The sequence below is a fragment of the Synechococcus sp. 60AY4M2 genome, assembly GCF_002760375.1.
In the GTDB taxonomy this organism is placed as follows: Bacteria; Cyanobacteriota; Cyanobacteriia; order Thermostichales; family Thermostichaceae; genus Thermostichus.
The window spans coordinates 1,439,659-1,454,253 of the sequence record NZ_AUMZ01000001.1 but is presented as its reverse complement, the minus strand read 5'-3'; the positions used below and the strand labels follow the sequence as shown (position 1 = coordinate 1,454,253).

Annotated in this window: 11 protein-coding genes (1 of these 11 only partly in view); 8 read left to right on the top strand and 3 right to left on the bottom strand. The window is 62.0% G+C overall.

Annotation, left to right across the window (positions count from 1 at the left end):
- Positions 1–7: 7 nt before the first annotated feature.
- Together argB and SYN60AY4M2_RS06320 are read left to right on the top strand one after the other, a co-directional pair.
- On the top strand, positions 8–904 hold the full coding sequence (gene argB / locus SYN60AY4M2_RS06325) for an acetylglutamate kinase (RefSeq protein WP_099813268.1): 897 nt from the start codon (positions 8–10) through the stop codon (positions 902–904).
- Between the two features lie 160 nt (positions 905–1,064).
- On the top strand, positions 1,065–2,888 hold the full coding sequence (locus tag SYN60AY4M2_RS06320; protein WP_099812530.1) for an ABC transporter ATP-binding protein: 1,824 nt from the start codon (positions 1,065–1,067) through the stop codon (positions 2,886–2,888).
- Here SYN60AY4M2_RS06320 and SYN60AY4M2_RS06315 read toward each other — a convergent pair.
- Positions 2,885–3,091, bottom strand: a complete 207-nt coding sequence (locus SYN60AY4M2_RS06315) for a hypothetical protein (protein ID WP_041438058.1) — start codon at positions 3,089–3,091, stop codon at positions 2,885–2,887. The two genes, SYN60AY4M2_RS06320 and SYN60AY4M2_RS06315, sit on opposite strands and share 4 nt — an antisense overlap.
- 176 nt (positions 3,092–3,267) lie before the next feature.
- On the opposite strand from SYN60AY4M2_RS06315, the gene SYN60AY4M2_RS06310 reads away from it, so the two are divergent.
- From SYN60AY4M2_RS06310 to SYN60AY4M2_RS06300, 3 genes are all read left to right on the top strand, one after another.
- Positions 3,268–3,639, top strand: a complete 372-nt coding sequence (locus SYN60AY4M2_RS06310; protein WP_099812529.1) for a hypothetical protein — start codon at positions 3,268–3,270, stop codon at positions 3,637–3,639.
- Between the two features lie 190 nt (positions 3,640–3,829).
- Positions 3,830–5,341 carry an AAA family ATPase gene (locus SYN60AY4M2_RS06305; RefSeq protein WP_011429223.1) on the top strand — a complete coding sequence of 504 codons (1,512 nt, stop codon included), beginning with the start codon at positions 3,830–3,832 and terminating at the stop codon, positions 5,339–5,341.
- Positions 5,342–5,472: 131 nt separating this feature from the next.
- Positions 5,473–5,823 carry a DUF1257 domain-containing protein gene (locus tag SYN60AY4M2_RS06300; RefSeq protein ID WP_011429224.1) on the top strand — a complete coding sequence of 117 codons (351 nt, stop codon included), beginning with the start codon at positions 5,473–5,475 and terminating at the stop codon, positions 5,821–5,823.
- A gap of 118 nt (positions 5,824–5,941) precedes the next feature.
- Here SYN60AY4M2_RS06300 and SYN60AY4M2_RS06295 read toward each other — a convergent pair whose 3' ends face one another.
- A complete protein-coding gene (locus SYN60AY4M2_RS06295; protein ID WP_011429225.1) occupies positions 5,942–7,180 on the bottom strand; it encodes a phosphoglycerate kinase in 1,239 nt (412 codons plus the stop codon).
- A gap of 177 nt (positions 7,181–7,357) precedes the next feature.
- Here SYN60AY4M2_RS06295 and pds point away from each other — a divergent pair, with 177 nt between their 5' ends.
- From pds to SYN60AY4M2_RS06280, 3 genes are all read left to right on the top strand, one after another.
- On the top strand, positions 7,358–8,776 hold the full coding sequence (pds, locus tag SYN60AY4M2_RS06290; RefSeq protein ID WP_099813267.1) for a 15-cis-phytoene desaturase: 1,419 nt from the start codon (positions 7,358–7,360) through the stop codon (positions 8,774–8,776).
- A 151-nt stretch (positions 8,777–8,927) separates the two neighbouring features.
- A complete protein-coding gene (locus SYN60AY4M2_RS06285) occupies positions 8,928–9,815 on the top strand; it encodes a phytoene synthase (protein WP_099812528.1) in 888 nt (295 codons plus the stop codon).
- Between the two features lie 23 nt (positions 9,816–9,838).
- Positions 9,839–10,654 (top strand): ABC transporter permease, encoded by an 816-nt coding sequence (locus tag SYN60AY4M2_RS06280; RefSeq protein WP_099812527.1) that lies wholly within the window; start codon positions 9,839–9,841, stop codon positions 10,652–10,654.
- Here SYN60AY4M2_RS06280 and SYN60AY4M2_RS06275 read toward each other — a convergent pair.
- A protein-coding gene (locus tag SYN60AY4M2_RS06275; protein WP_099812526.1) for a DEAD/DEAH box helicase crosses the window boundary here: on the bottom strand, positions 10,651–14,595 show its 3' portion. 1,113 nt of this gene lie beyond the right edge of the window; 3,945 of the gene's 5,058 nt are visible here — the last part of the coding sequence; its start codon lies off the right edge, out of view; the stop codon is at positions 10,651–10,653. The genes SYN60AY4M2_RS06280 and SYN60AY4M2_RS06275 overlap by 4 nt on opposite strands.

Genomic DNA, 14,595 nt, shown 5'->3' with positions numbered 1-14,595 from the left:
TCAGGCTGTGGCCTGTGATCCCCTAACACGGGCGCAGATTCTCCTCGAAGCCCTGCCCTACATCCAGCAGTACCAGGGGCGCATCATGGTCATCAAATACGGCGGCGCCGCCATGGTGCAGCAGGAGCGCCGAGCTGAGGTGCTGCGGGATATTGTTTTTCTTGCCTGTGTCGGCATTCGGCCGGTGCTGGTGCATGGCGGGGGGCCGGAAATCAACAGTTGGCTCCAGAAGCTGGACATCCCTTTCAAGTTTGTCGACGGCCTACGGGTAACCGATGCCGCCACCATGGAGGTGGTGGAGATGGTGCTGGTGGGCAAAGTCAACAAACAGATCGTCCAGCTCATTAGCCTGGCTGGCGGATCGGCGGTGGGGCTGTGTGGCCGGGATGGCAACCTCATTAGAGCTCGCTCCCAGGGTCGAGCGGAAATTGGCTTTGTGGGGGAGGTGAGCAGCGTCAACCCGCAGGTGCTGCACACTCTGCTAGAGGGCAACCAGATCCCAGTCATTGCCAGTGTGGCCGCTGACGAGACCGGCCAAGCCTACAACATCAACGCCGACACCGTGGCCGGGGAGCTGGCAGCCTCTTTAGGGGCAGAGAAGTTAATCCTCCTTACCGATACCCCAGGCATTCTCAGGGATCCTGAGGATCCCAGCTCCCTGATTACGCTCCTGGATATCGAGACGGCCCGCCAGTTGATCCAGACAGGGGTGGTCAGAGGGGGAATGATCCCCAAGGTGCAGTGCTGCATTCGCGCCTTGGCCCAAGGGGTGCGCGCTGCCCACATCCTGGATGGCGGCTCCCCTCACTCCCTGCTCCTGGAGCTGCTGACCGATGCCGGTGTGGGCACCAAGATGATCCCTTCTCAGTTCTCTGCCCAGTTGGGGAACGGAGCTTCCCTCTAGTCTTCGTTCGCGACAGCGGTGCGGCAATGGGATTTGCGCCCATGGCTGAGACATTGAACCACGGCTTGGCGGACCCTTGTCGGGTTTAGCTGGGCCCCAGCTCCTTGCTGGCGCGCGCCAATCTCCACGAGGTGTCATCAGCGTTCTTGGGTAGAAGTCCGTGAGCCTTGCTACCTCTTCCTCCAGGGATCCCCGCAGCGACTGGCGGCTGCTGCGGCTGCTCTGGCCCTATGCCCGTCGGCACCTGAAGCTGTTGTTGGCGGCCTTGGCCTTTTTGCCGCCCCTGGCCCTAGCCGATGCGGTGCAGCCGTTGATCCTGCAGCGGGCCCTGGACGGCCCCATCGCCCAAGCGCTTGCCCAAGGCGACAGTGGGATCCTCGCCGGCCTCTGGCCCTACGCGGGCCTGTTGATCCTCACCCTGCTGGCCCGCTGGGTTTTTCAGGCCCTGGAAGGGTATAGCAGCCAGAAGCTGGGGCAGTTGATGACCCGCGACATCCGCAACGATCTCTTCGCCCACGTGCTGGCCCTGCCGGCCCAATTTTTCGATCGCACCCCGGTGGGCAAGTTGATCACCCGCATCACCAGCGATGTGGAGGCCTTGGGAGATGTGTTTTCCACCGGCGCGGTCGGCATCGTCAGCGACCTCTTTACCCTGCTGGTAATCGGGGTGGTGATGCTCAGCCAGCGCTGGGATCTGGGCCTGCTGCTGATCCTCATCGTCCTGCCAGCCAGCGCTGTAGTGGTCGAGCTGCAGCGCCGCTTTCGCGATGCCAACTTTCGCGTGCGGGAAGAGCTCTCTAAGCTCAACGCCTGGATCCAGGAAAACGTCTTGGGCATTGCCGTGGTGCAACTGTTTCGGCGGGAGCGGCTCAACAGCGAGATTTTTCAAACCATCAACCGCCGCTACATCCAAGAGGTGGATCAGACCATCCTCTACGACGCTGCCCTTTCCGCCGTTTTGGAGTGGGTTGCCTGGCTGGCGGTGGCCGCTCTCCTCTGGGTGGGCGGGCAGCAGGTGCTGGCAGCCGGCAGGGGGGAGTGGCTGGGATCCCTGCCCCGAGAACCTCTCACCTTCGGCAGCCTCTACGCCTTCATCCTCTTTTCCCAGCGCTTTTTCAACCCGCTGCGCCAGTTGGCGGAAAAGTTTACCGCCCTGCAGGCGGGGTTCACCGCCGTGGAACGCATCGACCACATCCTCCGCCTGCCCGTCGCCATCCGGGATCCCGTCAGCCCCCGCCACCTGCCCCCAACCGCCAAAGGAGAGGTGCAGTTCGAGCATGTTTGGTTTGCCTACAACCCCGGCGAGTGGGTGCTCAAAGACCTCAGCTTCACCATCCGCCCCGGCGAAAAGGTCGCCCTCGTGGGGCCCACCGGCGCTGGCAAAAGCTCCATCATTCGCCTACTTTGCCGCCTTTACGAAGTAACTCGCGGCTGCATCCGCATCGACGGCGTGGACATTCGCCACCTGCCTCAGGCCGAGCTGCACCGTCACCTGGGCGTGATCCTGCAAGATGGATTCTTGTTCTCTGGAGATATCCAGCAAAACATCACTCTAGGAGAGGAGGGCGAGCTGGCAGAAGTGGAGCGGGTGGCCCGTCAACTCCACCTGCACGAGCTCATCCGCGATCTGCCCCAGGGCTACGCCACCCCCGTGCGGGAGCGGGGCAGCAACCTCTCCAGCGGCCAAAAACAGCTCATCAGCTTTGTGCGGGCCCTGTGGCGGGATCCGAAAATCTTGGTCTTGGACGAGGCCACCGCCAGCCTAGATGTGGGCACCGAGGCCCTGATCCAATCCGCCCTGGAAACCCTGCTGCGGGATCGCACCGCCCTGATCATCGCCCACCGCCTCTCCACCATCCGCCACGTGGATCGCATCCTCGTGCTGCAGCGAGGGGAACTGAAAGAACAGGGATCCCACGCCGAGCTCATGGCCCTCAACGGGCTCTACGCCCACCTCTACCGGCTGCAAGATTTGGGCAGCTAGCGACCAGAACCAAAGCGAGACCGAAGCGCCCGCAGGGTGGTGAAGCTGGCATCCGCAAGCGCGATGCGGGCTTTGCAGAGGAGCAGATTGCCATTATCTAAAGCCGTGTCTTTCAGGCTGGCCAAACCGTCGCCGGCCTGCACCAGAAACCGACGGCTCCAGGTGGAGAAGTTTTTGCTGAAGGTGTTGATCAGGCGTTCCATGGGGACTGCTCGTTCCGCTTTGAGTCTCCTACTTAGCCTACTCCGCCGGCAAGCGATCTCCGCAAGCCTGAGCAATTCCCGAGAAAATTGTTACAGATTATTAAAAACTTGCTGTCAAGGCGGCAGACTAGCTATCATGAACCGCAAGTCCGGCATACAACGAGAAACAGTTAGCCATGAGTCAGCGGCCAGAGGTTGTGGAAGGCGCAGAGGCCAAGCAAAAGGTGACGTTGTATCTCCCACCCGAGTTGCACCGGAATCTGAAGATTCGGGCTGCCGTGGAGCGGGAGCCGATGTCGGCAGTAGCGGAGAAGGCCCTCACCTTCTACCTGCTTCACCCGGAGGTCATCGAAGGGGTGCAAGGCAGCGCCTACCGCGTCCACCGCTGCCCTGAGTGCGGCCATCCGTTTGTCATCCGCAATGGGGAGGTGGTTTCGCTTCACCAGCAATCCGCTTCTGAAGCCATCCTCGAAGAGGTGGAGCCGGAATACTGGGGAGCGGCCTCGGCCTCCGAAGAGCAACGACAAGACGAGCTGGTGCCCTGCTAAGGCTTTTTGCGCTGTTTCAAAGGTATGCCTCTTTGTGAGCTTGAGCAGACAGGAGGGGTATAAAACAAGGGTTAGTAAAGAGCAAGTCAGGATATCTCAAGTACTTTGAAGACAGGCAAACTCCAGACGCCGTTTTCCTTCCTTTCTGTCGGTTTCGCTTAGATTTCCCTCCGCGCAGTTGGTGTTTCCCATGCAAGAGCTCAGCATTCTCATCCAAGCTCAATACCCACTGCTCTACCTGGTCACTCCAGAGGAAGAACGGGCGGAGGCAGCTCTGGCGGCGATCGCTCGCACCCTCAAGCCGCAGCGGCGCCTGTTTGTCTGGACGGTTACCCACGGCATTGTTGAATACGGCAACCCCCGCAGCCTCACCCAGCACAACACCCAATCCCCCCAGCCGGCTATTCAGTGGGTGATGGAGCAAAAAGATCCCGCCATCTGCGTCTTCAAAGATCTGCACGACTTTTTGGACAACACCGAAGTCAAACGCTGGCTGCGCGATGCCATCGCCAGCTTGAAGGGATCCCACAAAACCATCTTGCTGATGTCGCCGGTGCAGGTAATTCCCGTCGAGCTGGAAAAAGACATTTGCGTGGTGGACTTTCCCTTGCCGGACATGGCCACCCTGGAGCGCACCCTCAACCGGCAGTTGGAGCAGCTTCCCCGCGGCGGATCCCTGAGCCCTGAGGCGCGGGAAAAGCTGGTCAAGGCAGCCCTTGGCCTAACGCAAGACGAGGCGGAAAAAGTTTACCGCAAGGCGGTGGTGATGCACGGCCGCCTCAGCGAGGCAGAGGTGGATATCATCCTCTCTGAGAAAAAGCAGCTGATCCGGCGCAACGGCATCCTCGAATTCATCGAAGAAGACGAGACCATCGACGCCGTCGGCGGCCTAGAGGAGTTAAAGCGCTGGCTGCTGCAGCGCTCTGAGGCCTTTACCGAGCGGGCCCGCGCCTATGGCTTGCCTCAGCCCAAGGGACTCTTGATTCTGGGCGTACCTGGCTGTGGTAAGTCCTTGATCGCCAAGACCACCGCCCGCCTCTGGGGCCTGCCGCTGCTGCGCCTGGATATGGGCCGGGTCTACGATGGCTCTATGGTCGGCAAGTCGGAGGCCAACCTGCGCAGCGCCCTGCGCACTGCTGAATCGCTGGCGCCGGCCATCCTTTTTATCGACGAGCTGGACAAAGCCTTCGCCGGAGCGGCAGGTTCCAGCGACTCCGACGGCGGCACCTCCAGTCGTATCTTTGGCTCCTTTCTCACTTGGATGCAGGAGAAGCGCTCGCCGGTGTTTGTCATGGCCACGGCCAACCGCGTGGATCGCCTGCCGGGCGAATTCCTGCGCAAAGGCCGTTTTGACGAGATTTTCTTCGTGGATCTGCCCAACATTAACGAGCGCATGGAGATTTTCCGGATCCACCTGAAGAAGCGGCGGCGCGACATCAGCCGCTTTGATCTGCGCCAGCTAGCCGCCGCCTGCGAGGGCTTCTCCGGCGCGGAGATCGAACAAGTTTTGATTGCTGCCATGTACGAAGCGTTTGCCCAGAACCGCGAATTTACCCAACTGGACATTTTGGCAGCAACGAAAGCAACTCAACCGCTATCTCGCACCATGACGGAGCAAGTGGTAGCGTTGAGGGAATGGGCCCAGCAGCGGGCTCGGCCTGCAGCAGCCTCTGTAGCCGAGTACCAGCGGCTGGAGTTCTAGCAGGGGGGTGAAAGGCCAGAATCGCCTTGGCAGAGGCAGAGACGGCTAAAGCTCAACCTTCCCCGCTAGGCGTTGCCCATTGTTTGTGTTGATGTTCCAACCCCTACACATACACAAAGGAGAGAAACACCATGTCTCATTTTAGCACCTTGCGCACCAAGATCACCGATGGCCAGATCCTGGTTAACTCCCTGCGCGATCTCGGCTACACCGTTAAGCTGAACGCCGATGTGCGTGGCTACAACGGCCAGCGTGTTCGTGCCGACATCGTGGCCCAGTTGGAGGGCGACTACGATCTGGGCTGGTCCAAGAACCCCGACGGTTCCTACGACCTGATCGCCGATCTGTGGGGCGTGGCCAAGAAGCACAACCAAACCGAGTTGATCAACTCCATCAACCAGAAGTACGCCGTCAACAAGACCTTGGCCGAGGTGAAGCGCCCTGGCTTGAACAACGCCAACGTTAAAGTGGTGATGCACTAAGCCGGATCCCGTCTCGCCATTGCTGCGGCCATCTGCGCCGAGCAGATTAAAAGAGGGGCTGAACTCAGCCCCTACTTTTTTGCTTTTTGCTGCTTTTGGGTTAATGAGCCGAGCTACCCTACGCTTCGCTAAGGGCGGCGATGCCGGGCAGCTCTTTGCCTTCCAGCAGCTCCAGGCTGGCGCCGCCGCCGGTGGAAATGTGGGTCATTTTGTCGGCTAGGCCCACTTTTTCCACAGCCGCCACCGAGTCGCCGCCGCCGATAATAGTGATGGCACCGGCCTGGGTGAGGTCGGCCAGGGTGCGGGCAATGGCTTCTGTGCCAGCGGCAAAGCGGTCGAACTCAAACACACCCATCGGCCCGTTCCAGACTACGGTTTTGCACCCTTGCAGGGCGGCCTGGAAGGCTTTGACCGATTCGGGGCCGATGTCCAGGCCCATCCAGTCTTCCGGAATGGCGTGGATGGAAACCGTCTGGGCGTTGGCGTCTTTGTCAAACCTATCGGCGACCACCACGTCCACCGGCAGCAGCAGCTCCACGCCCCGCGCTTTGGCCTTCTCCATCAGGGAGCGGGCCAGATCCAGCTTGTCGGTTTCCACCAAAGACTTGCCGGTTGGGATCCCTTGGGCTTGGTAGAAGGTGAAGATCATGCCGCCGCCCAGCAGAAGCTTGTCCACTTTTTCCAGCAGGCGCTCGATGACGCCAATCTTAGTAGAGACTTTGGAGCCGCCGATGATGGCCGCTAGCGGTCGCTGGGGGTTCTCGATGGCGCCTGATAAAAATTGCAGCTCCTTTTCCACCAGGTAGCCGGCCACAGCGGGCTGGAGGTAGGCGGTGACGCCGGCAGTGGAGGCGTGGGCGCGGTGGGCGCTGCCAAAGGCGTCGTTGACAAACAAGTCGGCCAGGGAGGCCAGCTTGCGGGCAAATTCTGGATCGTTGGCTTCCTCTTCGGGGTGGAAGCGGACGTTTTCCAGCAGGGCCACCTGGCCGTTTTCCAGAGAGCTGACCACGGCTTCGGCCTCAGGGCCAATGCAATCGGGGGCAAAGGCCACCGGCTGGCCCAGGAGCTGGGCAAGGCGGACGGCCACAGGGGCGAGGCTATTGCCCTCGCGGGCGATCTGGATGGCGCCGGTCGCCTTGTCTTTCTGGATGGGGCGGCCCAGGTGGCTGGTGAGGATGACCTTGGCGCCCGCCTGGGCCAAGGCTTGGATGGTGGGCAGGGAGGCGCGAATGCGGGTGTCGTCGGTGATGTTGCCCTGGGGATCCAGAGGGACGTTGAAGTCGGCCCGCACCAGCACACGCTTGCCCTTGAGATCAAAGCCGGATGACAGCAGGGATCCCAGTGTTTGTTTGGCCATCGTCGTCCCTCCCCCTGGAGCCAAGAGAATTTTTTTCTAGTTTTTCTCCCGTATCCTACCAGGGATCGGATCCCGGCGGGAAACCCGGGCTCTGGAAATCCTCTCCTCCCTGCCTGCGGCCTGAGCGATTGTAACGGTTTGCAAATAGAATGAAAGTGTTGCTTGATCGTCATCATCATGCGTGTTGCCATTGCTGGGGGAGGGCTGGCGGGGCTGGCCTGTGCCAAGTATCTCTGTGATGCCGGGCATCAGCCGCTGCTGTTTGAGCGGCGGGAGGTGCTGGGGGGGCTAGTGGCCGCCTGGAAAGATGCCGACGGGGACTGGATCGAGACGGGGCTGCACAACTTTTTCGGCGCCTACCCCAACACCCTGCAACTGTTCCGGGAGCTGGGCATCTCCGACCGCCTGCAGTGGAAGGAACACAGCTTGATCTTCAACCAGCCGGACAAGCCGGGCACCTACTCCCGCTTTGACCTGCCGGACATTCCCGCTCCCTTTAACGCCATTGTCGGCATCCTGCGCAACAACGACATGCTCACCTGGAGCGAAAAGGTGAAATTTGCCCTGGGGCTGGTGCCGGCCATGGTGCGCGGCCAGCGCTACGTGGAGCAGATGGATCGCTACAGCCTCTTAGAATGGCTGCGCCGGCAGGGCATCGATGAGCGGGTCAACACGGATATTTTCATTGCCGTCTCCAAGGCGTTGGCGTTCATCAACCCGGACGAGATCTCGGCCATGGTGCCCCTGACGGCTCTGAACCGCTTTTTGCGGCAAAAGGACGGCTCTAAGATTGCCTATCTGGATGGCGCCCCGCCGGAGCGGCTTTGCCAGCCGATGGTGGACTCCATCGTGGCCCGCGGCGGCCAGGTGCATTTGAATGCGGCATTGCAGGCCATCGACCTCAACCCCGATGGCAGCGTGGCTGGCTTCCGCTTCGCCACCCCTGCCGGGCCCTTGCAGGTCACTGCCGACGCCTACGTGTCGGCCCTTTCGGTGGATGCGCTCAAGGAGCTGCTGCCGGCTCGGTGGTGGGAAATGCCCTATTTCCAGCAACTGCGCGAGCTGGAAGGGGTGCCGGTGATCAGCCTGCAGATTTGGTTTGACCGCAAGCTCACCCACATCGACCACTCGCTCTTTTCCCGCTCGCCGCTCTTGAGCGTGTATGCCGACATGAGCAACACCTGCCGCGCCTATGCGGATCCAAAGCGCTCGATGCTGGAGCTGGTGCTGGCCCCGGCTGCCGAGTGGATCGAGCGCAGCGATGAGGAGATCTTTGCCGCCACGCTGGAGGAGCTGAAAAAACTCTTCCCCCAGCACCTCACCGGCCCCAACCCCGCGCGGGTGCGCAAATGGGTGGTGGTGAAAACGCCGCGCTCGGTCTACAAGGCTACCCCTGGCAGACAGCAGTATCGCCCCACTCAAGTTACCCCCATTCCCAACTTCTTCTTGGCGGGCAGCTACACCCTACAGCCCTTCCTGGGCAGCATGGAGGGGGCCATCCTCTCCGGCAAGTGGGCGGCGGAGGCCATCAACAAGGGGATCCCATTTCAACGCGCTTCTGTCTCGGCCTCAACTCTGGCAGCTGCGGGGGTCTAGCTCTCCGCCGTCCGCCTCCTATGCCTTTTGAATCTTTCTTTACAACCTCTTCTAGGCTATCCGCGGCGTCCGCTTTCCCGTAGTGTTGATATGTGCCCTCGCCGTTTCCCTTCCTTCTCTATCCTGGCCCTGTGCTCCTGGAGATAGCCAGATGAGTCCACTTGAGCAATCTTTTGCCCTCTGTCGCCAGATTACGGCCAAGCACGCTAAGACTTTCTACCTGGGATCCCTGCTCTTGCCCCAGTCCAAACGGCGGGCCATCTGGGCCATCTACGCTTGGCTGCGGCAAACCGATGAGTTGCTGGATGGACTGGAAGCCAGCCAGGCAGAGGTGGAGGTCACCCGCAGCAAGCTGGAGCAGTGGGGATCCCATCTGGAGTCGCTCTTCCAGGGAGGCGAGCCGCAAGTCCCCACGGACCTCGCTTTGATCCACACCATCCGCACCTACCGCCTTTCCATCGAGCCGTTTCGCGAGATGCTGCGGGGGCAGAGCATGGACTTGGATACCCAGCGCTACGCCACCTGGGAGGATCTGCGGGTCTACTGCTACCGCGTGGCTGGGGTGGTGGGGCTGATGTGCTCGGAGATCATGGGGTTTGTGCCGGGCCGGGATGGCCGCGAGGAGGCGGTGGCGCTGGGGATCGCCATGCAACTGACCAACATCTTGCGCGATGTGGGGGAAGATGCCCGCCGCGGGCGGATCTACCTCCCTCTAGAGGATCTGCGCCGCTTCAACTACTCGGAGCGGGATCTGTTTAACTACGTCATCGACGAGCGCTGGATGGCCCTGATGGACTACGAGATCCGGCGGGCTCGAGAGCTCTATGCCCAAGCGGAACGGGGGATCCCCACGCTGCAGCCGGACTCCCGCTGGCCGGTGGCGGCATCTCTGATGCTCTACCGGCAGATCCTCAACGCCATTGAGCGCAACCACTACCAGGTGTTTCGCACCCGCGCCTATGTGTCTACCCTGAGCAAGGCGCTGGCGCTGCCGGTGGCCTGGTGGCGGTCGTGGCGCTCCAACTACTACGGCTACTAGCTGCGCTGGCAAGAGGAAGATCTATGCTGAACCAGGCCTTGCACCGACCCTATCGGCAAATCTGGGAAGACAGTTTAACCATCTTCTGGCGCGACTGGCTGGATCTGCGCGGGCGGGTCTGGCAGGTGGTGGCTTCGGGGCTGGTGGCCCCCCTCATCTACATCGTCGCCTTTGGGGTCGGGCTGGGCGGATCCCTGCGGGCCGAGGCTTTGGCCGACGTGGCCGGAACCACCGCAGCCGGTTCTTACTTGCGCTTCATTTTGCCGGGGATGGTGGCTCTTTCGGCCATGACCATCAGCTTTGCCGGCACCACCTTCTCCATTTGCGGATCGCGGCTGTTTACCAAAAGCTTTGAGGAATTGCTGTTGCTGCCGGTACACCCGCTGGCGCTGCATTTGGGCAAGGTGCTGGCGGGCATTGTCCGCGGCTTGCTCACGGCTTTGGGGGTGTTGGCGGTGGGGGTGCTGGGCACCGGTGCTGGGGGCCTGCTCCATCCCCTGTCGCTGCTGGTGCTGCTTTTGGATTGCGCCGTCTTTGCCGGCATTGGGGTAATCGCCGGCTTGAAGGTGCCCAGCCTGGAGAGTGTGGGGGTGCTGACTAACTTTCTGATTACGCCCATGTCCTTTCTGGGGGCCACGTTTTTTGATCCCAGTCAGTTGCCAAGTTACCTGCAGGTCTTGGTCTATTGCCTGCCCCTTTCCTACGCCAGCATCGGCATGCGGGCAGCCGCCTACCAGCCCCTGGCGGAGTTCCCTTGGTACACCGTGGCGGTGCTGGCAGGGTTGGCGGCCATCCTGGCCCTGGTGGGAGCTTACCTGTTTTCCCACCAGCAGGATTAGTTGCCCTTGCCAAACACCTCTGGGTAGCGAGCCAGTTGCTCCCGCAGGTCTTGGTCGTAGCGCAGGGCAATTACTCGGTAGCCGTGCCCCAAAAGCTGAGAGCGCAGTTGGCGATCCTGGGCAGCCTGGGCGGGATCGTCGTGCACTGCGCCGTCGCAGAAGATGCAGATGTTGGGATCGTAGAAGAAGTCGGCCACGCAGCGGGGCTCGGCGAGGGCTTTCTGGGCCTCATCGGGAAGGCGATAGCCCCCTTCGGCCAGCAGCTCCAGGAAGCGGCGCTCCAGTTCCGAGCGGGGATCGATGAGCTGGCGCAGCCACTCCAGTTGCTCTTGGCGGGAGCGGCCCAGGGAGCGCAGCTCGGTGCGGCTATGGGCCAGCTCCCCCAGAAGATCTCGAATCTTGTATCGGTCGAGCTCCAGCGCCTCCCGTTGGTTGGCGTAGCTGAGCAGACACTCGTAGCAGGCTGCGCGGCACTCGGGCCGCAGGTCTTGGATCCCGGCTTCTGAGAGCTGGAAGTGGCAGATCTCTAGCGCCGCCTGGGCCACTTCGGCAAGGGCCTGGGGTTCCTCCACCAGCCGCCGCAGGACGCCAGCTCCCCCTTCGGCGGTCTCGTAGAGGAGGATGGCGCGATGGGATCCCTGGCCGATGCACTCGGCGGCCAGCTCTGTCTCCTCCAGCTCAAAGGTCTCTTCGATTCCCCGCTTGAGGGCATAGCGCAGGGTCGTTTCTAGGGCCTGCAGATTCCCCAGGCTGGGCTGAACCAGCCGCACCAGCAAGAGGTTTTGGGTAGCGCGCACTGCCAGGCGGATGGGCTGCAAGGACATCTGGCTAGACGAGCTAGCCCTATTGCCCCCAAGCTGAGCTCGAGAAGGGACTTCGCCATTGTCAAAGTTGACCAGGAAACCTCGCCCCCCACTGCCCCGCCAGCCGGAGTTGATGCGCAGTAGCGTGGCGGCTGGGGCATAGCGCAACTGCAGCAAGGGAGTTTCGCCCCTTAGCACGTCGGCTTCCTGGACGCGGTAGCCCGAACTTTCGGGAGCAAACTGAAAGAAAGTCTGCAGCTCGTATCCCTGTCGCCGCCGCTCTTCTTCGTCGGCAGTAATGCGATCCCGGCGCCGCATGCGCACATTAGGCATTTCCAGAAGCTGCGTTAAAAGGCTATTTTGCCCATCGAAGCGGGTACCGCAGACGGGGCAGCAATCCAAGGAGGGATCCCCAAAGGCCCCACAGCTAAAGCAGAGCTTGTGGCTGCTTTTGCGCTCCTCCAGGCCGCCGGGCGGAGCCTGAAAGGCCACCGATTCCCACTGGCAGCCCTCGTGGTAGAGGAAGTTGTGGGGGGCAAACTCGCGAATGGCCAAAAACCGGGGCCGGGCGATGAACTCCCCTTCGCTGCCGCGGGGCACCCAGGCGCGCACGGGCAAGGCAGGGAAGTTGTAGCCGGGCAGGAACCCCTCGCTGGCTAAGTAGCGGTAGGGGTAGAAGTCGCTTTCCTCCCGCTGGGTATCGATTTGCAACAGCAGGTTCCGCTGGCGCAGAGCCTCCTGCTGGCGGCGCCTGGCTTCCTGCTGGTCTTCCCGGCGGCGAGCCGTCTGCAGTTGCTGGTTAGCGGCTTCCAACTGTTGCGTGGCGGCCCGATAGAGCTCCCGCCAGCGGTCAAAAGCGCGGTCAAAGGCGCGGGGGGCTTCTTCAATAACCTGCTGGATCCAGCGCCGGCTAAACCAGCCGCTGCGCTCTAGCACTTCCCGGTCAGCAGCCAAGAGCGCCTCCACCCGCTCTGCCACCTCTTGGCGGGCTGCCTCCCCTAGCTGGATGGAGGCAACCACCTCTTCCCGCAGGGGCAACTCTGGCCGATCCAAGTTGATGACCGTTTCGATGGAGTTGCCCAAGGGCAGGCGCACCTGGGCCAGCCAGACGGCGTGGATGTGGGCCTGCAGCAGCGATTCGTTGGCTAGATCCAGGCGGGGAGGGCGCACGCGACCGGCCACCATCTCGGGGCGGCGGCGGAAGTAGTACTGGTCGTGGCTGTTGAAGGCGCCGCAGTAGCTGAGGATGAGCCCCGGCTGCCCCTGGCGACCGGCCCGACCGCTGCGCTGGGCGTAGTTGGCTGGCGTTGGGGGAACGTTGCGCAGGTGCACCAGATCCAGATCGGCAATGTCGACCCCCAGCTCTAGGGTGGGAGAGCAAATGAGGTAGGGAAGGCGGCGCTCCCCGGGCTCATTGCGGAAGCGTCTCTCTCGCCGCTCCCGCTCCCCCGGCTGGACCACCTGGGCGGTGTGCTCTCTGGCTTCCAGGGATCCCAGCCCTGCTGCCCCGGCTCGGTAGAGCTCCTGAAAGAAGGGGTTGATGGGACGGCGGACAGAGGTGTAGCCCTCCTGCTGGGCGCTGCGGGAATACAGAGGATCCGGCGGCGGCAGGCCATCCCCCAGACACCAGCGCAGACAGCCGGCGTCTAGCTGGTAGGCTACCTGGCCATTTTCCACGTGGCGCCGTAGCAGGCCCTGTCTGACCAGGAGAGACAGCAGGGACTCCAAAAACCTGTCGTAGGCTTCTTGGTTCAGATCAAGGCGCCTGCGGAGGAAGCAACCAATGGTGCTGCGGGGGCCCAGGCTGAGCATTTGCCCGTTTTCCCGGGAAGGGTTCTGGCGCACAACGTAGCTAGCCGTCCGCAACTCCTCATGCTCTTCCAGGCCCCAAAACTCATTGAGATATTGCTGGGCGCGCCGGCGCAGCCTTCTCTGGGGCTCTGCCTTGAGCACGGGCACATCGATGGCCAATTGGCGCCGAAACCGATCCAACAGAGCCCGCAGCAGTTGCTCTTGCTCCTCAGGGCTGGCTTGGGCAAACCAGGGGTGAAGGGAAGCCAGGGCTGAATTTTGGCAGAGCTCCCCGAGGCCGCGGTACTCGATTTTCAGCAGGCCCACCTGTTCCAAGTTGGGGTGGGTAACCCGCCAGCCGCGCCGCAGATCTTCATAGAGCCGGTACTCGGTTAGCTCGCTAAAGGTCTGCCACACTTCCTCGGCACTGGGCGAGGCAGGGTCCAAAGCCGGGTTTTGGGCAATGTCGGCAAGCTCCAGGCCAGAAGCCCGCACCACTTCCTGGGCCACCTCGTCAAAGCCCAGCTCTTTTTTCTTGAGGAGGGCAGCATAGAGCGAGGCCCGCAGAAGGGCCACATGCACAAAATCGTTGAAGTGGCCGGCCTGCAGGGAGGCGTCCTGGCGGTTGTCGGTAAAAGTCAGCAGCTTGCTGCAAGCGGCCTGGGTTTGCTCGGCATGGCGCAGCAGGGAGGTGGCAAGGATGGTGGTGGCGCTGGAGCGGCCTTCGCTAGAGAGGGAAGCCAGCTTGACAAACTCCCGCTCGCGGCCACTGTAGTACTCGCCGCAGGCCAGGCACAGGGAAAAGGGGTGGGGCTGCCACCACATCTTCTGCGCCTCCGCCTGGGGGTACTCGGAAAAGGAGCCATCCGGGCGCACCCAAACTGCTTGGGGGACGCGCTTTTTCCAGTGGGGTTTGAGCCGGTTTTCAGGGGTGTACCAATCTTCCGGGATCTGCTCCAGCGACCACTCGTTGTCAAGAGGATCCAAGCTGAGGTAGCCGGCCTGCTGGTCTTCGCCTTCCTCAACCTCTTCCCCCAGAGGATAGGGCAGGAAGTGAGTCTTTGACCTGAGGACGTGGTAGTAGTCCTGGCCACAGTGGCGGCAGAACTTGACGGGGAAAAACAGCTTTCCTTCCCCTGCTTGCACTTGTCCTTCCAGGGAAAACTGCCGCTTGTCCCGACTTTCCAGGGTGGCATAGAGGGTGCGGCCCTGGGAGATAAACTGGTGCAACTTCAAGGCCGGGCCGCGGCTAGAGCCCTCCCGCAGGCTGCTGGCGTGGGCCAGAAACTGGCGTAGGGACTCGGTGCAGCTCTCAGGGGTAGTGCTGGTCAGCTCTGCCAGTTGGGC

Coding starts and splice junctions, on each gene's coding strand:
- pds (WP_099813267.1), top strand. CDS start 7,358: ATGCGTGTTGCCATTGCTGGGGGAGGGCTGGCGGGGCTGGCCTGTGCC.
- SYN60AY4M2_RS06280 (WP_099812527.1), top strand. CDS start 9,839: ATGCTGAACCAGGCCTTGCACCGACCCTATCGGCAAATCTGGGAAGAC.
- SYN60AY4M2_RS06305 (WP_011429223.1), top strand. CDS start 3,830: ATGCAAGAGCTCAGCATTCTCATCCAAGCTCAATACCCACTGCTCTAC.
- SYN60AY4M2_RS06285 (WP_099812528.1), top strand. CDS start 8,928: ATGAGTCCACTTGAGCAATCTTTTGCCCTCTGTCGCCAGATTACGGCC.
- SYN60AY4M2_RS06315 (WP_041438058.1), bottom strand. CDS start 3,091: ATGGAACGCCTGATCAACACCTTCAGCAAAAACTTCTCCACCTGGAGC.
- SYN60AY4M2_RS06300 (WP_011429224.1), top strand. CDS start 5,473: ATGTCTCATTTTAGCACCTTGCGCACCAAGATCACCGATGGCCAGATC.
- SYN60AY4M2_RS06310 (WP_099812529.1), top strand. CDS start 3,268: ATGAGTCAGCGGCCAGAGGTTGTGGAAGGCGCAGAGGCCAAGCAAAAG.
- SYN60AY4M2_RS06295 (WP_011429225.1), bottom strand. CDS start 7,180: ATGGCCAAACAAACACTGGGATCCCTGCTGTCATCCGGCTTTGATCTC.